The following is an 18,437-nucleotide window of genomic DNA, read 5'->3' as shown; positions in this document are numbered from 1 at the left end:
CGAACGACCTCCAGGCGTGGATGCCCCACCGAACCGCGCGCGAGCGGGCCGCGACCGCGCGCTGTCGCCCCGATCGCCGGAGGCGACGGCACATGATCGGTGCGTCGTTGCGGTACCTGAAGCGGAACCTCATATACGTCGTCGTGGGCTCACTTCTCGCGGGCCTGCTCGTCGGGCAAGCCGTCGGCTCCGACGCCCGGAACCTGCTACAGGCGGCCGTCGTCCCGATCCTCTTCGTGATGATCTACCCGATGATGATCAACATCGACCTCCGGGAAGTGCTCGCCGCGCGCGAGCACGTCGCACCTGTCGGGGCGAGTTTGGCCGTGAACTTCGGCATCGCGCCGGTCGTCGCGATCGGGCTCGCCCGGCTGTTCTTCGCCGGCGACCCCGCCTACGCGATCGGGCTCTACCTGATCGCGCTCATCCCCACCTCCGGGATGACGGCCGCCTGGACCGGTCTCGCCGGTGGGGATCTAGAGGCTGCCCTCGTCGCGATCGCGGTCAACCTCGTCGCCGCGGTGTTCGTCCTCCCGGTGTATCTCTCCGCGCTCGTCGGCGGCGACGTCGGCTTCGACCCGAACGCGCTGTATCGCCAGCTGGCGATCGTCGTCGTGATTCCGATGGTGGTCGGCACCCTGACCCGGCGGTTGCTCCTCCGGCGGTACGGTCCCGAGCGATTCGAGGCGCTCAAACCCACCTTCGGCGGCGTCTCCTCGTTCGGCGTGATGCTCATCGTCTTCGTCGCGATGGCGATCCGCGCCGAGAGCATCCTCGCCGACCCGGTCTCCTCCGTGGCTACGATCGTCCCGCTCGTCGCCTTCTATGGGCTTGTCCTCGCCGTCGGCGCGGGCGTCGGTCGCCTACTGCTCCCGGAGACGCAGTCGGTCGCGCTCGTGTACGCGACGAGCATGCGAAACCTCTCGATCGCGCTCGCTATCGCGGCCGCCCCGGGGTTCCCGCCCGCGGAATCGGTGTTGCCGATCGCGCTCGCGTACCTCGTCCAACCGCCGCTCGGCGCCGTGTACATGCAGTATCGACGCGACGTCGTCGACGCAGACCGGAGCGTCACCGACGCCCTGTACGAACGGTTGTCGGGGTCGTAGCCGACGGGACGGCCCTGAGACCCCGGACAGGAGGGACTCCTGCCCGCCGAGACGGATGTACCGGCCGGTCCGGGACCGACGCGCCGAGACCAGCGTCCGGTGCCCAGCACCGCCCGAGCGAACGATTCAGTACGTGTGGACGACGTTTCCGCACCGGATACACTCGATCGTGTCGCTGCGAAGCAGCCGACCCTTCCGTTCGGTCGGGCCGTTGCACTCCGGACAGACCCCGAAGTTCCTGCCGTCGGCGACGCGGGCCGAGAGGTCCAGAAACTGGTTTTCGAGCTCGTCGATGCGCTCCGATTGGGCTTCGATCACGGACTCCAACTCCCCGATGGTTTGTTCGCGCTGTTCTATCTCGGCCGACATCTCCTCGATCCGGCCCTGGTAGGCGTCGATCGCCTCGACGTCGATGGCGGCCTCCTCGTCGTCGACGGCGGCCTCCCGTTCGGTCCGTTCGGTTTCGGCTGTCGATTCCGCGTCCGAATCGGTCTGTTTGTCGCTCATGCGGGTCGATACGGAACGCATCGGTATTAATTCGTGGTTGGTCCCTCTTTTTATAGAGATTCGAGGAGAGTACTGGTGGCTTTAGCCACCAGATGAATCCGACAATTTACATTACAAGCCATCGTGCCGTACGTCGTGCGTGGAGAACTGGCGGTTGACTCGGTGTTCGCCACGGTTCATAGCCGGAAACAAACAGTAAGCCGACCACGCCGACAGTCATTAAACAATCAGGTAACTCGGAGCCCTCTCCGGGGTACGAGTAACGGCTTCGTGGCAAAGCCACTGGCTGACTGTCCAGCAAACCGTAGACTCCCAACCGTCAGGATTGACCTGCTCGGCCAACACCGGGTGGGAGGCCCGCGCCTTTAACCGCGGGAGGATGTCACACGCGACCGACTCCTTCGTCGTGCGCGCGACAGGAGCCACCCCACGCGCCGGCCGGCCACACGGCGCCGATCCCGAATACCCAACTAGGTTGGTATAGATCACATTACCATCCCCGTCGTACTTTTAGGTGCGTATGGAGCCAACAGTACTACAAGCAGGGTTCGACGTCCTGGGGGACGGTCGGCCCGAGACGATCTGGCTGGGTATCGGTACACTACTAATGCTGCTTGGGACCTTCTACTTCATCGTCCGTGGCTGGGGTGTCACGGACCGGGAGGCCCGAGAGTACTACGCGATCACGATCCTCGTGCCGGGTATCGCGACCGCCGCGTACCTGTCGATGTTCTTCGGCACCGGCCTGACAGAGGTTGAGGTTGTGGGACGCGGCGCCCTCGACATATACTACGCCCGGTATGCCGACTGGCTGTTCACGACGCCGTTGCTGTTGCTTGACCTGTGTCTGCTCGCCAAGGTGGACCGGGTCACCATCGGCACGCTCATCGGCGTCGACGCGCTCATGATCGTCACCGGTCTCGTCGGCGCGCTCTCGCAGACCCAACTCGCGCGCTACTCGTGGTGGCTGGTCAGCACGATCGCGTTCCTGTTCGTGCTGTACTACCTGCTGACGATCCTGCGCAACGCCGCGAAGGAGCGCTCCGACGAGGTTCGCGCGACGCTCAACAAACTGATCGTTATAACGGCCGTTCTCTGGACGGCCTACCCGATCCTCTGGATCGTCGGCACCGAGGGCGCCGGCATCGTCGGTCTCGGCGTCGAGACCCTCGCGTTCATGGTCCTCGACGTCTCCGCGAAGGTCGGGTTCGGCTTCGTCCTGCTCCGCAGCCGCGCGATCCTCGGTGACACCGACGCCCCGGAACCGTCGACCGCCGGGTCGTCGACCGCGGACTGAACGGACGCCGATCGAACGTACCGCGGCCGAACCAGCCGAACTCAGTTTTTTTATGACCGACGAACCATCCGAACCCGTCGCTGTATTGAACACCTACTCCGTCGTCGGGATCGCCGTCTGTGCCGTACTCGCCGTCGCAGCGCTGTTCTCGTTGCCGACGCTGCAGGAGTCCGGCCTGAGCTTCGACACCGCGTTCTGGCTCGCTGCGGGGGTCGAGTTGATCACCGCGCTCGGGATCGCCTACTTCGTGTTGAACCTACACGAGGAGCGAGTATGAACTCGCCTCGGTACTACTCGAGGGGAGCGACGCGCCCGCGAGCGCTCGGGCGCTGACCGACGACGGCTGGGCCCTCCGGTCGTGCCGGGTGGGTCACCCACGAAACGGTTCGGAGTCGCCCGCCGACGGCGCCGTCTCCGCCAGCGCACGCTCGAAGTGCTCCGCGTCGACGGACACACGCGCCGTGGCGTCTTCCCCGACGATCCCGTCCTCGATCGCGATCATCGCAGCCTCGCGGACCAGCGCGGCCAGGTCGCCCCCGCTGTAACCGTCGGTTCGGTCGGCGAGTGCGTCGAGGTCGACGTCCGCGGTCGTCGGGGTCTCTCTGACGTGTATCCCGAGAACGTCTCGCCGCGCCGCGCGATCCGGCAGCGGGGTCTCGACGGCCGTCTCGATGCGCCCCGGTCGGAGGAGTGCCCCGTCGATCGCGTCCGGACGGTTCGTCGCCGCGACGACCGCGACGTCGGTCAACGGCTCGAGCCCATCGAGTTCCGTCAACAACTGCGAGACGACGCGCTCGCCCGCCCCCGTGTCGTCGCCCCGGCGCGTCGGCGATATCGCGTCCACCTCGTCGAAGAAGACGATCGACGGGGCGTTCTCGCGGGCGGTCGCGAACAGGTCCCGGACCGCCCGTTCGCTCTCGCCGACGTATTTGTCCAGAAGCTCCGGGCCGTTCACGGGAATGAAATTCGCGTTACTGAGACTCGCTACGGCCCGGGCGAGCAGCGTCTTGCCGGTTCCGGGCGGGCCGTACAACAACACGCCCGAGGGCGGTTCGATACCGGCCTGCTCGAAACGCTCCGGGTGTTCTAAGGGCCAATACACCGCCCGGACGATCTCGCGCTTTGCGGCCTCGAGTCCGCCCACATCGTCCCAGGCGACCTCGGGGAGTTCGACCGAGACGTCCCGGAGTCCGCTGGGATCGACGGTCCCGGCCGCGTGATCGAAGTCCGCCCGTCGGATCGCCCGGCCGCCGCGGCGCACCGTCCGCTCTAAGGCCACGTCGACGAACACACCCAGATCGGCGAGCGAGAACCCACCGAGCCCCTCCGTGATCGTCCCGAGGTCGACGTCGTCGGCGAGGGCGGCGTCGTCACAGATCGCCTCTAGCGCCGCCCGCCTGTCGTCGTCGGTCAGCGGCGAGACGCGAAGCTCGCGGTCGAACCGGCCGCCGCGCCGGAGCGCCTCCGGGACGGATCCGGCGTCGACGGTCGCGCCGACGACGACGGTCCCATCGACGGTCCGAAGCTCGTCTACGGTCGATCGCAGGCGGCCTCCGAGCGTCGAGCCGGAGGCCCCCTCGCCACCGAGGACGTCCAAGTCGTCGAGCAGGACGACCGCCCGATCCCGCCCTGTGGCTCCCTCGACGACCCGGTCGAGTCGATCGTCCCGGTCGGCTGCGCTCTCGGCTTCGAGCCGCGCAGCCGAGGTCCGAACGAACGCCGCGTCGGTCGCGGACGCGACCGCTTCGACGAGCGTCGTCTTTCCGGATCCGTGCGGCCCACAGAGGAGCACACCGAGCGTCGGCCGACCGATCGACGCGAACGCGTCCGGGCTCTCGAACCGCGCTGTGACCGTCTCGCGGAGCCGGCGATACGTTTCCCTCGGAAGGGCGTCCTCGCCGCGAACGGACGGCTCCGAGACGGGTTCGGCGTCATCCGTCGCGACGTCGATGCCGGTCGCGTCGGTGACGACCGCCGGCGACGACGGCGCGATCCCTTCGACGACGAACCGAAGCGTCAACGCGCCGTCGAGATGGCTGACTTCGATCCCGTCACCGGTCGCGACGATCCGCCGGCCGAGCCGCCGTCGAAGCGCGCTCTCGCTGTGCGTAATCGCGATCGAGTCCCGGAGGCGGAGGGTCACGCTCGACGCCGTCGGAGCCTCGTTTTCGGCGACCCGCACGGAATCCCCTATTTCGAGGCCAGCCCGCCGGCGCAGCGGCTCCGGAACGGCGATCCCGTCCACGTCGGCGGCGACCGCGGGCACTGCGATCCGGTGCCCGCCGCGAACGTCGACCGTCCCGCCGCCGTCGAGGCCGAGATCGACCAGCACCGACCGCGGGAGGCCGACGCGGTCGTCCGACGCTGGGGCGGCCGACTCGACGACCGGAAGCCGGACGCTCATCGCTTCCGTCCACTCGTCGGGCCGCCGGCAGTGGTCCTCAATAGCATACGGCGTCGAATACGCCCAGAGAACATATAGTCCCCACGGCGGGGGCGGAATCGACCGACACGCGACGGACACTCCACGCTGCGATCGACGTTTCCGACCCCGCCCGTCGGCGGCGTGACCTCGCCCGTGGCTGGGCCCTCGCCCTCCATCTGTGGCTGCCGCCCCGAACCCCGCCGGTTAAATACGCTGCCCGATTGAACCTCCGATATGGAATTTTGCGACGAGTGCGGGTCGATGATGCACAGCCAGGAGGGGGTGTGGGTGTGTGGCTCCTGCGGCTTCGAGAAGGCTCGCGACGCCGACAGCGAGGCCGACATGGTCACGACGGAGGGCCAAGACACCGACAGCGGCCCCGTCGACATGTCGGAGGTCGACGACGCCGAGATCGGCCCCACGACGACGGTGAACTGTCCCAACTGCGGCCACGACCGCGCGCGCTACGAAATGAAGCAGATCCGGGCCGCCGACGAGTCCGAGACCCGCTTTTTCACCTGCGTCGAGTGCGATCACAAGTGGCGCGAGGACGACCACTGAGACCGTCCACGCGCGTCCGCCGAGGCGCCTCCGGGTGGCGTAGAACGGTTCCGACCACGGACGCCCCCTCTCGCGTGTGTCCGGCGTACACGATCGCTTCGCGCTTATGTTATCTGTTCACTTGGAACACTACGAGAACAGATGTCTCACACGCGCCGGACGTTCCTGACGACGCTGGCAGTCGCGACGGGGGCGAGCGCCGGGTGTCTCGGTCGCGGTGGGCCGTCCTCCGGCGCCGAACCGGGCGGGGAACCGCTCGTCGATCTCGGTCTCCCGTGTGTGAACTCCGGCGGGAGCGTCGACCTCTCCGGGGGACGCCCGGCGACGGCGTTCGAGGAGACCCGAGCGACGTCCGAAACGGCGTACGACGGCGACCTCCCGCTCCAGGAGGTGCCGCTTCAGTTGGGCCACGACCGGTCCGCCTTCGTCGACGGCGACATGAGCGGCGGCGTCGGCCACGACGGCATCCCGTCGATCGACGAACCGCGGTTCGCCCGGGCCACGGACGTCAACCTCCCCGACTGCGAGCGCGTCTTCGGCGTCGCGCTGGACGGCGACGTCCGGGCGTACCCACAGCGCATCCTCGTCCGACACGAGATCGTCAACGACGTCGTCGGCGGCGAACCGGTCGCGGTGACGTACTGTCCTCTGACCGGAACCGCTCAGGGCTTCTACCGCGGGGGGACCGAGTTCGGCGTCTCGGGGCGACTCGTCAACTCGAATCTCATCATGTGGGACCGGGCCGCGGACGTCCGGTGGTCCCAGATCGCGGCCACCGGGATCGAGGTCGGCGGGCAACGCGACGCCGAAGACGCCGACCAGTATCTCGGGCAGTCGCTTCGGGAGTTCCGGGTCGTCTGGACGACCTGGCGTCGCTGGCGGAACCGCCACCCGGACACGCTCGTGTTGACCGAGGAGACCGGCTCGGCGAAAAACTACAACCGCGATCCCTACGGATCCTACGAGCCGCCCGTCGCGGGGCACTACTCGACCGACGCCGGGAGACAGCCCAACTTCCCGCTGTTGGCCTACGACGACGCCGAGTCCAAGCGGGTCGTCGTCGGCGCGCGGACGGCGGCGGGTGCGGTTGCCTTCGACAAGCGGACGCTGATGGAGGCGTCGGTGCTGTCGGGGAAACTCGGCGATACGCCGGTCGTCGCGGTCGCCGACGAGGGGATAACCACGGGCTACGTCTACGCGAACCCGGACGGTCTCGACGTCGAACGCGACGGCGACGCCTACGCGGTCGACGGGACGTCCGCACCGCCCGACGCGTTGCCGCTCGATCGGCACCTCGCGTTCGACGCCATGTGGTTCGCCTGGCACGGCTTCTATCCGGACACCGAACGGGTGGGGATATGACGACGCGACCCGACGGCCGCGCCGGAACCGGTCCGGGGACGCCGCCCCCGATCGCCCGGATCAGAGGCCTCCTCGCCCGGACCGGCGTCGCGATCCGCGGCGCGGTGGGCCGACGCGACGGTCGGGCGACGCTCGTCGTCGTGGCGGTGCTGTATCTGCTCACCTACCTCTGGGCGTTGCGGGACCTGACCGCGAGCGGCCCCGGTGGCCTCGACGTCTTCGTCGTCGCCGAGCCGGTTTCGACCGCGCTGACCCCGCTCTCGCCGTTCCTCTTCGAGGCCGTCGCACGCATCGAGGCCGGGCCGATCGTCTACCTGTTCCGGCCGGTCAACGTCGCCTTGGGGCTCGGGTTGGGGCTGCTCGTCGGCGTGACGCTTTCGGTTTCGGTCGTCTCCTGGCGCGGGCCCGACGCCTGCCGGATCGGAGCCGGCGCGGGCGCGACGGCTGGCGTCCCGGGGCTCCTCTCTGGGTTCGCCTGCTGTGGACCGCAACTGCTCGTCGTCATCGGGTTGCAGGCCTCGGCGGGGCTCGTCGCCGCGATGCAGTGGATGGTGCCGCTGGCGGTGGTGTCGCTTCTTTTCACGCTGTTTTGGGTGGGCAGCCGGGTGCGGATCCCCGAGTAGCCCTGACCTACCCGACGTCGGGGAGGAACCGCGCGAAGACGAGATAGCCGGTGTGGCCGACGCCCGCGGTCGAGGGCCGCGACCCGCGGTCGTCGAAGTCCATCCGGCGCTGGATGGTCTCCAGCGTCTCGATGTCGGCGAGGCCCGCCGACCGGGCGGCCTCGACGCACGCGCGGGCCGACTCGACGAACGGCGAGTACACCGCGAGGAAGCCACCGGGGGCCAACAGTTCGTCGGCGCGCTCGACGACCGCCGCCGCGTCGCCCGTATCGAGCGTGAGCAGGTCGTACCCGCCCTCGACGGCGTCGAGTTCGTCGGTCAGATCGCCGGTCCTGACGTCGATTTGCTCGGCGACGCCCGCGGTCGCCATGTTCTCGCGGGCGACCGCGGCGAACTCGGCGTCGCGCTCGTAGGTCGTCACCTCGACGCCGAGACGGCCGAGATACGCCGCGAGGACGCCGGTTCCGGTCCCGGCGTCGAGGGCGCGATCGCCCGCGGCGACGCCCGTGTGCCCGATCACGAGTCCGATGTCGCGGGGCATCATCGGCGCACCGGTGCGCTCCAGGTGTTCGAACAAGTCCGGGCCACGGAGCCGCCGCACCTCGAAGGCCTCGCCGAGATGCGTCTCGACGACCGTCCCCGGCGTCACGTCGGCCGGGAGTTCGATCACGCCGAGGTCCGTCTCTTGAGTCTCCCCCGGCGCGAGCACGAACGCGCGGGAGCCACGAACGACGAGCACCCGAGCCGGCTGGTCGGCCGGTTCGGGGGTCCCCGCCCCGTTCGGGTCGCGTTCGTTCCCGTTCGGGTCGCCTCGATCCCCGTCGGAACCGGCGCCCGTCACTCGAGTTTCTGAACGGCGGCCGCGAGGTCGCCGGTCTCCTCTAAGGCCTCCCTGGCTTCCGCCTCGGAGACGCCGGTTCGGGTAGCGACGATCTCGACGTCGTCCTCGGAAAACCCGCTTTCGATCGCGTCGTCGGCCGCCTCGGCGTCACTACCGGCGTCCGCTTCCTCGATGCTGCCCGCCTCGCCGCGGGGGCGGGTATCGGGGTCGCCGACGACCTGGTAGGTCTGTTGGCCCTGGGCGTCCATCCGCTGGACCTCGGCGTCGTGGAAGACGAGTTCCTCCTCGGGGGTGCGGATAATGACCTCTTCGGCGTCGATGTCCTCGAGGTCGATGCCCATCTGGTTCATCATCTGCTTCATCTTGCGCGGGTTCAGCCCGCCGCCTCCTCCAAACATACCCCTACCGAGGGGCCGACGCCGCAAAAAGCCTGATGTTACGATCTGTCGGCCGCGACCGACCGAAGCGCGTCCCCCGAGCGTTCACGGCGCCGCCGCGAGCAGCAGGTCCTCGTGGTCCGCCGGGTCGGCCGACGGCGCGAGCCGCCTGCCCCCGATGGTGGCGACGCGGCGCACGAACCGCGTCCCCGACAGCGACGGCGCGACCAACCGCGGGAAGACGTCGGTGCCGACCCGGTCGACGGCGAGGACCCCCTCGATGGCCGCCGCGACCGGGACGCAGACGCGGAACCCGTCCGTCGACTCGACGGGGAGATGCGTCGCGTCGGCGTCGATCCGCGTCCGTTCGAGTCGGTCGCCGAGCGATCCGGCGTTCATCCGGGAACGTCCGGTCCCGACCGCAATATCGATCCGCCTGCAAATGGTCGGTGTTTATATACTGTGGTGGGAATCGCGGTCGGTGTTTATATATCCCGGCCGCATCTCCCCGCCCCGGCTACGCCGGGCGGCCGTCTCGGACTTTGACGGCCATCCCGGTGTTGAAGTCGGACATCGCCTCCGCCGACAGCTCCGCCCGTCCGACGGCGAGGAGGTCGCCACGGTCGTGCTCGACGAGGACCTCGTCGCCCGGCCGCACGCCGGGGTCGACGCGCCGGACGAACTTCGCGAAGACGTTTCGCTCCTCGCGGACGAACGGCTCGCTGTCGTCGCCGACGACGACGCGGTAGGCGGGTGCCTCGAGCGCACGCTGGAGGCGCGCGCCGCCAGCAACGCCGAGCGTGAACCGACCGTCGGTCCCGTAGGAGACGACGCGCTCGCCGCCGGCGATGACCTGCTGTGGGCGACCCGATCCCGTCCGCTGGATGGCGACGTCGCCCTCGAAGAGCGCCGCCCCCGCGCCCGCCTCGAACTGGTAGTCCGCGACCGTCCGGAGCGCGTCGATGTCGCTTGCCATACCCCACGGTCGGCACCGGAGCGAATACGCCTTTCGCTCGGCTCTCGCTCGCCCTCGATTCACAGGCTTTATGCCGCATAACTGTCGATCTGTGGGTATGACAACCGACACGCGGAAACTCGTCCTCGGCGCGGTCGCACTCTCCGTCGGCAGCGTCCTCATCTTCGCCGTGGGGATCCTCGATACTCCGCTTCCCGACGGTCCGGTCGCCGCCGTCGCGGCGCTCGCTCTCGCCGCCGGCGCGCTGCTCGTCGGCCTCTCGGAGATCGGCACGGGCGTCTGACATTCTTCTACGGTAACGCCGTGGTTTCCGGCCACAGGCCGGGCGGGCCACGGTTGGGGGTTCCCCACTCGTGCGAGGCGGTGGGGGTGTGGGTCGTGCCAGTACGGCCCCCGACCGAGCTATGGTAGCGATCGGAAGACACTGCACACTCGATCGCACGACGACAGCGCGATCGACGTGTATTCACCTGCGATGGTTACTATATAAAATTACTCGGAAGATTCGGAAACCTCTCTTCCGTTTATAGAGATACAAGGAGAATACTGGTGGCTTTAGCCACCAGATGAATCCGAGAAAAGTTTATGTATAGACACAGTACGTATAATTGTGCGTGGGGAACTGGCAGTTGACTCGGTGTTTGCCACGGTTTCTAACCGGAATCAAAAAGTAAGCCGACCACGCCGACAGTCGTAAAACAATCAGGTAACTCGGAGCCCTTCAGCGGGTACGAGTAACGGCTTCGTGGCAGAGCCACTGGCTGACTGTCCAGCAAACCTGAGACTCCCAACGTTCAGGATTGACCTGCCCGGTCAACACCGGGTGGGAGGCCCGCGCCTTTAGCCGCGGGAGGATGTCACCCGCTATCTCGTTCGGGTTGACACACGACGGCAAGTTGAGACTACACCGGGTTTCGCAGGGCTGTGATGCGTAGTTTCAGCCGAATCAGTGAACAAAAACTGCTTCAGATCGCCCTTCGTTCGCGTCTTCCTGTCGTACCAACAACCAGATCGCCGCTTTCCCGAGAGTCCCGATAGCGTTGCTACTCGGAAATCTGCGCTGACCCAGATTGAACACTCTACTACCCCATTCCTGTTCCCTTCTTCAGCAGCGTCAGCGTATTATCGGCCGTCACAATCGGCGAATGCTCGTACTCACCGGTCAACTCGACCCGCACGAGCAAATCGACCGCTCGCCAAATCGAGTACAGCAGACACGCGAACGCGAAGTAAATCGACCGACTCGTGGCGGTCGTGTCTGAACCAGATCTGCGAGACAATTCTGATATCCGATTCCAGCCCGTCGAGCGAGCTTTGCTCGTACAGCGGCGTCGCATCGTATACTGGCCAATCAGCGTGTGGTCGGCGGGCAATCCGTCCAAAGACACTCCAGCGAGACTCACGAGTTGCAGTCACTACGAGACGCAGAACACGACTCGCTCAAACACGCGTCTTCTTCGCGACACAGCGGGGAGGCAGCGTTACGACTGCCGCCGAGCTAAGACGACGACCACCGTCAAGAGTACACCGAACGCCACAGCGACGCCGAACCCGGGCCCACTCGCGTCGGTGGCCGATTCCGTGTCCCCGTTGTCACCTGCTGGCTGGGTCGATTCCCCTGTGGTCCCTGGGATCTGTTGTGGGTTCGCTTGCTCTGTTGGGGCTTGTGTCGACGCGTTCAGAGCCTCATCTGACTGGACCGAGACCGTCCCAGCTACAACTGTGCCGACCGTGAGCGTGTACTCGCCAGGATCCGCTGGCGTGAACGAGAGCGACACAGTCCGCGTCGAATTCGGGGCAAGTTCGACTTCTCTGGCGGCAACGACCGCTCCGTTAGATTGCAACTCGGCAGTGTAGGCCCCAGCCGCCCTGCCGAGATTACGGACTGTCGCGTCGACAGTGACCGGCTCGGAGACGGTGAGCGTGTCCGCTGGGCCGCTGGCACGCTCGATGGCGAACGCCGGTCCGCTGGAACCGATAGCGAACAGCGAGAGGCCGGGCGATTCGGCCTCGAAGACGTGGTGACTGGTGTTGTCACCGACATTTTCAGTTGGAAGACGGACTATCCCGTCGGTTTCGTTGCGATAGAGCGCAACAGCACTCGGGGCGACATCCCTCTCATCTAAATAAGATTTCTGGATCCGGAACCGGAACGTGACGTTCTCAATGTCTGTGTCTGGGTTCGTGTGGGTCACCTCAACGTAGCCCACAGGTACTGACCCAGTCGTGTCGAGGGACGCCTGCGGGTCCGTGCGGGTGCGGACGCTGTCGTTCGTTTCCTCCTGATTGGCAGGTGCTGTCACGTCCGTCCCAGTGTCATCGGTCTCGTTCTCGGATTCGATGCTGTCGGCTGGCCACGTCCGCACCGACAGTTCGAACTCGCGGGTGGCACTCTCTGTCGGGATGATCGACAGGCGGTCGACCACGACTGCGTCCGTATCCGCGCCATCGCCCGCGTCGCTGCCGTCACTCCCGGCCCCAGACAGGGAGTTACCGGTGGCGGTCCCGCGGAGGTCAAGTGTGATGGACCCATTCCCACCGGAGTCGGCCACTTTGAATGAGGTTGTCCCGTCTTCCGAGCGGGTTCCGGTGACGACGTGGGTGGTGTCCTCGTCCGCGGAAGGCTGGCCAGCATCAGTGTCGTCGGGGCCGCTGCTCCCACCACTACTGTCGCCACCACCGCCGCCACTCGATTCGACAGTGATCGTCCGGATAGCAGTCGCCTCGTTGTTTAGGGCGTCGGCGACGGTCAATTCCACCTCGTAGGTACCAGCGTTGTCGAACGTGTGTGTGGTTGTTGCGCCGCTGGCCGTGTCACCGTCGTCGAAGTCCCAGTCGTGGCTGACAATCCCGACGTTGTCGGTCGAGCCGGTCCCGTCGAAACTCACCGATTCTCCCTTGTCGACGGTCGCATCCGGGTCGACGCTTGCGGTCGGTGGCATCGAGTCGGTCGTGATGAAGTTCACGGTAGCATCGTCACCGATGCCGCCGAAGTCGTTCGGCGACGCGGCCGTGTCGGTGAGTGTTCCCGTGTCAATCTGGACGGCATACCCCGTGCTTGAAATAAACTCGCTCGTGGGAGTGATCGTCAGGTTGCGTCCGGAGATCGAGACCGTTCCGTCGCCACTCCCGGTATCAGTACTCACGTCGAACGTCTCCGAGTCGCTGAAGCCGCCATCGTCCTCCCGCAAGATAACTGATCCCGACCCAAAGACGACATCCTCACTGAACGTGATCGTGATGTCGGTGGTCTCGCTGACACCAGTGGCGTCGTCGGTCGGCGTACTCGACGTGATGGTAGGCGCGATATCGTCGGCCACGCTGATTGTGACTGCTTTCTCGTACGTGCCACCACTGCCGTCGTCGGCTTCGAGGCGAACGTCGTAGTCCCCTTCGGCGAGCGAGCCGGCGTCGTCCGCACGCAGGTCGCCGCTGTCGACGTTGAATTCGGCATTGTCACCATCACCGCCCCCGCTGACCAGCGAGAACGTATGGCTGCTATCGTCAACGTCCGCGGCCGAAAGTCTCCCGACTACTGCGTTGGTGCCACCGGACTGGGTAACGTTGGTGCTGGTCAGGCTGATGGCCGTCGGTGCGTCGTTGACCTGTGAAGTGATCACGCTCACGGTTACAGTATCCGTCCCGCCGTTGGGGTCGCTGACTTGGATGTCGAAACTGTCGCTGCCGGCGTAGTCACGGTCGGGTTCGTAGGTCAGGCCGCTGGGTGTAACCGAGTCTGTGCCGGTTGGCTCGCTAGCCGGGAGCCCCGAGAGTGATCCATGACTGGGTTTACTCAAGACGGTCCACGTCACTGTCTCCTCGTCGTCGGGGTCAGTCACGCTGAGTTTCTCGTCGATACTCGTGGCTGAGGCGTCCTGACTCACGGACAGTGACGGCGACGCCATGTCGAACGCCGGTGGGTCGTTGACGCCGTTTATCGTCGCTGTGACGGTCTGGGTGTTCGTGTTCCCGGCTGCGTCGGAGATGACAACGGTGATCTGTGTCGTGCTGGAGTCAGCATCCGACTCGGACTCAAACTCACCGTTCGGATCGAAACTCACTGTCCCGTCGCTGGCGATCGTGAACAGCCCGCCGCTGTCGCCGGCGGTCGGACTCCCGACGTTCGCGGCGTTGCCCTTGACTTTGGTCACGCTCAGCGCCCCCTGATCGTTGTCGTTGCTCGTCAGGTCCGCGACGATCTCGCCGCTCGTCTCCTCGTCGGTACCCCCAGAGTCATCCGACAGCGACGGAGGGGTCCGGTCGTTCAGGGTGATCGATCCCGTGGTGTCGCTGCCAGCCATCAGGTTCGTGTCGTCGTCACCGACGGAACTGCCGTCTATGGGCTGGATGGCGACGGATTCGACCCCGTCGGCTGGCGTCCCGATCAGCGAGAGTTGGGCGCGAATCGTCGTCTCGCCACCGGCCAGCGCCGAGCCGTCGGTCTTCGTGAGACTGGAGACGGACGCCGACGAGACTGTTCCGCCGTTCTGTGTGACCGTCGCTGTCAGGTCGCCGGCCGCCAGCGCGCTACTGCCGTCGCTCTGGAAGACGCCCTCGCTGAACGTCACGTCGACGTGGCCATTATCGGACGCCAGCGAACCGCCGGAAATCGTGGGTGCGACGCCATCCATGCTAAAGACGGTTTTGGTGGCGGACGACAGGACATTGCCGCTCGTGTCGGCGATGGAACCAGCGATGGAGACGTCGACGGTGTTGACATCGACCGCTGAGTCCAGGTTCAGCGTCACGTCGGTGTTTGCACCGTTCTCAGTCGTCGAGATAGAGGAAATCGAGCCAGTGCTCAGTGAGAAGTCGGATCTGGCAATACTGGATTCGTCGACGTTGACACCATCGGCGATGGTGGCGGTGATGGTTGTGTCGTCGGTTTTCGAGACGCTGTCGAAGGTGGGTGCGACGCCGTCCATATTCGAGGCGTCAGCCGACCCGCTCGTCTGCGTGTTGCGAGCTATGTCGTCGATGCCATCGGACTGGAGGCTCACCGTCACCGTGTCGCTGTCGACCGCTGAGTTGAGGTTGATCGTCACCGTCTGGGTTCCGGTTCCGCCGTCGGTGACGCCGCTGGTGTCGATAGTCGAAATCGAGCCGGAATCGAGCGAGAAGTCCCCCGAGCTGATACTGTTCTTCTCGATCCCGGCTCCACCGTCGGAGAAATCCACGTCGATGGTGGTGTCGTCGACCCTGGTGGCGCTGTCGATAGTCGGCGCAGTCGTGTCGATGGTGACGGTCGGTGTTGCCGAGACAGTCGTATCGTCGGCCCACGCGAACTTGGGGTTGTAGGTGCCGTCGTCCGGTTCGTCGAAGGTGAAGATGACCTGGCCACTGGTATCGGTGACCTTCGTCTCGCCCGTCCCGAAACCGTCGAGGCCGTCGTCGGAGACGACTTCGATGGTGACGCCCTCACCGGTGTCGGTCCCGCTCTCCTTTGCGGTGACCGTGATGGTTCCCGATTCGTTCTCGCCGACGGTCGGCGATGTGGATTCGGCGCTGTCGACGGTGAGCTCGGTGACTGACTCCCAGGCCAGGGCGGGGTAGCCGCTCGTGACGAGCCACGTCTCGGGGCTCTCGAAGGAGAACCCGTCCATGTTGGCGAGCGGGGCGAAGCGTTGCATCTCGGTTGTCGTGAGCGCGATCACGTCACCCCCACCGTCACTGACACCCTGGTTGTCGACTGTGCTGCCACCTTCCGTGACCGTCGCCGCCTCGTCGTCCCAGTAGCCGTCGGTGATCGTGCCACCGTTTTTCTCTCCGGCGAAGCCACCAGCGCGGTCGTTGTCTCCGGTGACATCGCCAATTGCGTACGAGCCGCTGACTGTGCCGCTCTTGATACGCCCGACGAGGCCGCCCACGATGGCGGCTGCTTCGACATCGCCGGTCGCGTACGACTCGTTGATTGTGCCGCTGTTTTGTCCGGCGAGGCCACCTACAACGGTGATGACTCCGGAGGCATCGCCCGTTGCGTAAGACTCAGTGACTGTGCCGCTGTTTTTCCCGATGAGACCGCCCGCACCAGAGCCGCTGGATACATCGCCGGTCGCGTACGACTCGGTGATCAAGCCGCCCTCGTTTGTCCCGACGAGGCCGCCAATCCAAACGAGTCCGCCGACGGAACTGGCTGCGTGCGACTCGGTGACCGTGCCTCCGTTGTTCTCCCCAACGAGGCCGCCTACGTGGTTTCCGTCATTTGTCCCGCCGGATACATGCCCAGTCGCGTATGAACCGCTCACCGTGCCTTGGTCGTTGTACCCGACGAGGCCGCCCATCCACTGAATGGTTACGCTGATATCGGCGTCCACGACGCCGACGTTCTCGACACGGCCACCGTCCACGTACCCGAACAGTCCGACGTAAACGCTCCGGTCGATGAAAAGGTCCGAAATCGTGTGCCCGGTGCCGTTGAACGTGCCTGTGAATCGCGAGCTGTCGTCGCCGATGGGGTCGAAGCCATTACCGCCGTTGGCTGACGAACTCGCCACGTCGTCGTAGCCAGCGGTGTTCGAATCGAGGTCGGCGGTCAGGACGAACTCCGACCCGAGGTTCTGGCGGACGTTGTCGAGGTGGTACCAGTTCGCGATTTCGTAGGGCGCTCCCGCGGAGCCGTCACCGCCAGCGTAGAGTGTGGCACTGGGTGCGGGCTGCTGAGTGTTGTTCTGCAGCGTCGGGTAGAAGACGCCGTAGCCCTTGACGGAGCCGTCGTCTCCGGTCGTCTGCCAGGTGCTGGAGAAGTCAAACGGTCCCATGTTTCCCGGTGCGCGAGTCCCGGTCATCTCGGCAGTCGTGAGGCCAATCAAGTTGTTGGCGGTGCCACCGGCATCTCTCCCGACGCCGTCAGACTGGTTGGTCCTCGCCGTGTCCCAGTAGCTGTCGCTGACTGTGCGATTGTTCACTCCGACGAGACCACCCACGTCGTCGGTCCCAGTGACGGAGCCGGCCGCGTACGATTCCGAGACTTTTGCGCTACTTATACCGCTGTTTACGCCGACGAGACCTCCAACGCCTTTGATCCCAGTGACGGACCCAGTCGCGTACGACTTGGTGACTGTTGCCCCGAAGTTTCGTGCGACAAGGCCGCCCACGACGTCGCCGGTTCCGGAGACGTTGCCGGTCGCGTACGACTCGGTGACCGTGCCGGTGTTCACTCCGACGAGGCCACCGACGAGATTGTTTCCAGAGATGGTGCCGGTCGCGTACGACTCCGTAATCTCCCCTTCGCTAATCCCGGCGAGGCCCCCCACATTTTTGATTCCGGTTCCGGAGACATTGCCGGTCGCGTAGGACCCACTCGTGTTGCCAACGTTGGACCCGACGAGGCCGCCCAGGTCGTTGCCCGTCCCGGAGACATCGCTGGTCGCGTAGGACGCAGTCGTGTTGCCGAAATTGAACCCGACGAGGCCGCCCACTTCCTTGTCTCCGTAGACGTTGCCGGTCGCGTAGGAGTTGCTGACTGTGCCGAAGTTCTTCCCGACGAGGCCTCCCACTCGTTCCTTACCGGTGATGTCGGCGTTCTTGACGCCGACGTTCTCGATAATGCCACCGTTGACGTACCCGAACAGTCCAACATCAAAAGTCCCCCCTCGGTCGATGGAGAGGCTCGAAATCGTGTGTCCGGTGCCGTTGAACGTGCCTGTGAACCGCGAGCCGCCGTCGCCGATGGGATCGAAGCCGTTGCCGCCGTTGGCTGACGAACTCGCCACGTCGTCGTAGCCAGCGGTGTTCGAATCGAGGTCGGCGGTCAGGATGAACTCCGCGTCGAGGTTCTCTCGGGTGTTGTTGAGGTGATACCAGTTCGCGATTTCGTATGGATTGTCCGTGGAGCCGTCACCGCCGGCGTAGGCGTGCACGTCCTGGGCTTCCAGTTGTGCCTGTCTGTCGATGGACTGCAAAATCGGGTAGCCGTCTCCGGTGGTGCCGGCGTCGTCGTTTTCGACTGTTTCCCATGTGCTGGTGAAATCGAGATTCCCCATGTTCGAGGAGGCGCTTGACCCCTGTATCTCCGGGGCAGGAGTGGCGTCACTCGTGGACCCGTAGCCCGTGAGTCCCGAGGTTGTTCCGCCGTTGTCAATGGCGATAACGCTCCCCTGGTCAGTCGTTCCTTTGTCCCAGTAGGAGTTCTGGACCGTTCCGGAGCCCGAAAACCCCGAGACGCCGCCGGAGTTGAGACCCGACACCGCCCCTGTGGCGTACGTTCGCTGCACCGTCCCCACGTTTACGAACCCGACGACCCCACCGATGAAGTTACCCGGAGACGTGACGGTAACGTTTGCATATGAATCTTCGAGCGTTCCCCGAGTCACTGTTCCAACGACACCACCGGCACTGCCGTCAGCCGAGATGTCGCCGGTCA

14 protein-coding genes are annotated in these 18,437 nt (G+C 65.7%); 7 read left to right on the top strand and 7 right to left on the bottom strand.

The features are described from left to right. Positions 1–92 precede the first annotated feature (92 nt). The gene (locus tag NMLP_RS12880) at positions 93–1,106 is read left to right on the top strand and encodes an arsenic resistance protein (RefSeq protein WP_015410564.1); all 1,014 of its coding nucleotides are present in this window, start codon (positions 93–95) and stop codon (positions 1,104–1,106) included. Positions 1,107–1,232: 126 nt separating this feature from the next. Here the strand turns inward: NMLP_RS12880 and NMLP_RS12875 are convergent, their stop codons facing one another. Further along, on the bottom strand, positions 1,233–1,613 hold the full coding sequence (locus NMLP_RS12875) for a hypothetical protein (RefSeq protein ID WP_049926581.1): 381 nt from the start codon (positions 1,611–1,613) through the stop codon (positions 1,233–1,235). A gap of 520 nt (positions 1,614–2,133) precedes the next feature. Between NMLP_RS12875 and NMLP_RS12870 the strand changes: the two genes are divergently transcribed. Next, on the top strand, positions 2,134–2,910 hold the full coding sequence (locus NMLP_RS12870) for a bacteriorhodopsin (protein WP_015410562.1): 777 nt from the start codon (positions 2,134–2,136) through the stop codon (positions 2,908–2,910). Positions 2,911–2,962: 52 nt separating this feature from the next. Next, the gene (locus tag NMLP_RS12865; RefSeq protein ID WP_015410561.1) at positions 2,963–3,187 is read left to right on the top strand and encodes a hypothetical protein; all 225 of its coding nucleotides are present in this window, start codon (positions 2,963–2,965) and stop codon (positions 3,185–3,187) included. 93 nt (positions 3,188–3,280) lie between these two features. Here NMLP_RS12865 and NMLP_RS12860 read toward each other — a convergent pair whose 3' ends face one another. Then, positions 3,281–5,314: an AAA family ATPase gene (locus NMLP_RS12860; RefSeq protein WP_015410560.1), complete on the bottom strand. Its 2,034-nt coding sequence runs from the start codon at positions 5,312–5,314 to the stop codon at positions 3,281–3,283. Between the two features lie 255 nt (positions 5,315–5,569). Here NMLP_RS12860 and NMLP_RS12855 point away from each other — a divergent pair, with 255 nt between their 5' ends. The 3 genes from NMLP_RS12855 (at position 5,570) to NMLP_RS12845 (ending at position 7,881) form a co-directional block, all read left to right on the top strand. Next, entirely contained in the window at positions 5,570–5,896 is a 327-nt protein-coding gene (locus NMLP_RS12855) for a transcription factor S (RefSeq protein ID WP_015410559.1), read from the top strand. A 141-nt stretch (positions 5,897–6,037) separates the two neighbouring features. Then, positions 6,038–7,258, top strand: a complete 1,221-nt coding sequence (locus tag NMLP_RS12850; RefSeq protein WP_015410558.1) for a DUF3179 domain-containing protein — start codon at positions 6,038–6,040, stop codon at positions 7,256–7,258. After that, a complete protein-coding gene (locus NMLP_RS12845; protein WP_015410557.1) occupies positions 7,255–7,881 on the top strand; it encodes a hypothetical protein in 627 nt (208 codons plus the stop codon). Before NMLP_RS12850 ends, NMLP_RS12845 begins: the two co-directional genes overlap by 4 nt. A gap of 7 nt (positions 7,882–7,888) precedes the next feature. Here NMLP_RS12845 and NMLP_RS12840 read toward each other — a convergent pair whose 3' ends face one another. From NMLP_RS12840 to NMLP_RS12825, 4 genes are all read right to left on the bottom strand, one after another. Further along, complete coding sequence (locus tag NMLP_RS12840; RefSeq protein WP_015410556.1) at positions 7,889–8,620, bottom strand: methyltransferase domain-containing protein; 732 nt, start codon at positions 8,618–8,620, stop codon at positions 7,889–7,891. Positions 8,621–8,718: 98 nt separating this feature from the next. Next, on the bottom strand, positions 8,719–9,120 hold the full coding sequence (locus NMLP_RS12835) for a nascent polypeptide-associated complex protein (RefSeq protein ID WP_015410555.1): 402 nt from the start codon (positions 9,118–9,120) through the stop codon (positions 8,719–8,721). Between the two features lie 84 nt (positions 9,121–9,204). Then, the gene (locus tag NMLP_RS12830; RefSeq protein WP_049926578.1) at positions 9,205–9,498 is read right to left on the bottom strand and encodes a hypothetical protein; all 294 of its coding nucleotides are present in this window, start codon (positions 9,496–9,498) and stop codon (positions 9,205–9,207) included. Between the two features lie 118 nt (positions 9,499–9,616). After that, positions 9,617–10,075 (bottom strand): PUA domain-containing protein, encoded by a 459-nt coding sequence (locus NMLP_RS12825; RefSeq protein ID WP_015410554.1) that lies wholly within the window; start codon positions 10,073–10,075, stop codon positions 9,617–9,619. A gap of 97 nt (positions 10,076–10,172) precedes the next feature. Here NMLP_RS12825 and NMLP_RS12820 point away from each other — a divergent pair, with 97 nt between their 5' ends. Further along, on the top strand, positions 10,173–10,358 hold the full coding sequence (locus tag NMLP_RS12820) for a hypothetical protein (protein ID WP_015410553.1): 186 nt from the start codon (positions 10,173–10,175) through the stop codon (positions 10,356–10,358). 1,198 nt (positions 10,359–11,556) lie between these two features. On the opposite strand, the gene NMLP_RS12815 is transcribed toward NMLP_RS12820, so the two are convergent. After that, a complete protein-coding gene (locus NMLP_RS12815; protein ID WP_160169601.1) occupies positions 11,557–18,387 on the bottom strand; it encodes a GLUG motif-containing protein in 6,831 nt (2,276 codons plus the stop codon). Positions 18,388–18,437 lie beyond the last annotated feature (50 nt).

The organism is Natronomonas moolapensis 8.8.11, assembly GCF_000591055.1.
GTDB lineage: Archaea > Halobacteriota > Halobacteria > Halobacteriales > Haloarculaceae > Natronomonas > Natronomonas moolapensis.
This window is presented reverse-complemented; position numbering and strand designations above follow the sequence as displayed.

Coding starts and splice junctions, on each gene's coding strand:
- NMLP_RS12820 (WP_015410553.1), top strand. CDS start 10,173: ATGACAACCGACACGCGGAAACTCGTCCTCGGCGCGGTCGCACTCTCC.
- NMLP_RS12850 (WP_015410558.1), top strand. CDS start 6,038: ATGTCTCACACGCGCCGGACGTTCCTGACGACGCTGGCAGTCGCGACG.
- NMLP_RS12880 (WP_015410564.1), top strand. CDS start 93: ATGATCGGTGCGTCGTTGCGGTACCTGAAGCGGAACCTCATATACGTC.
- NMLP_RS12870 (WP_015410562.1), top strand. CDS start 2,134: ATGGAGCCAACAGTACTACAAGCAGGGTTCGACGTCCTGGGGGACGGT.
- NMLP_RS12855 (WP_015410559.1), top strand. CDS start 5,570: ATGGAATTTTGCGACGAGTGCGGGTCGATGATGCACAGCCAGGAGGGG.
- NMLP_RS12875 (WP_049926581.1), bottom strand. CDS start 1,613: ATGAGCGACAAACAGACCGATTCGGACGCGGAATCGACAGCCGAAACC.
- NMLP_RS12860 (WP_015410560.1), bottom strand. CDS start 5,314: ATGAGCGTCCGGCTTCCGGTCGTCGAGTCGGCCGCCCCAGCGTCGGAC.
- NMLP_RS12835 (WP_015410555.1), bottom strand. CDS start 9,120: ATGTTTGGAGGAGGCGGCGGGCTGAACCCGCGCAAGATGAAGCAGATG.
- NMLP_RS12865 (WP_015410561.1), top strand. CDS start 2,963: ATGACCGACGAACCATCCGAACCCGTCGCTGTATTGAACACCTACTCC.
- NMLP_RS12825 (WP_015410554.1), bottom strand. CDS start 10,075: ATGGCAAGCGACATCGACGCGCTCCGGACGGTCGCGGACTACCAGTTC.
- NMLP_RS12830 (WP_049926578.1), bottom strand. CDS start 9,498: ATGAACGCCGGATCGCTCGGCGACCGACTCGAACGGACGCGGATCGAC.
- NMLP_RS12845 (WP_015410557.1), top strand. CDS start 7,255: ATGACGACGCGACCCGACGGCCGCGCCGGAACCGGTCCGGGGACGCCG.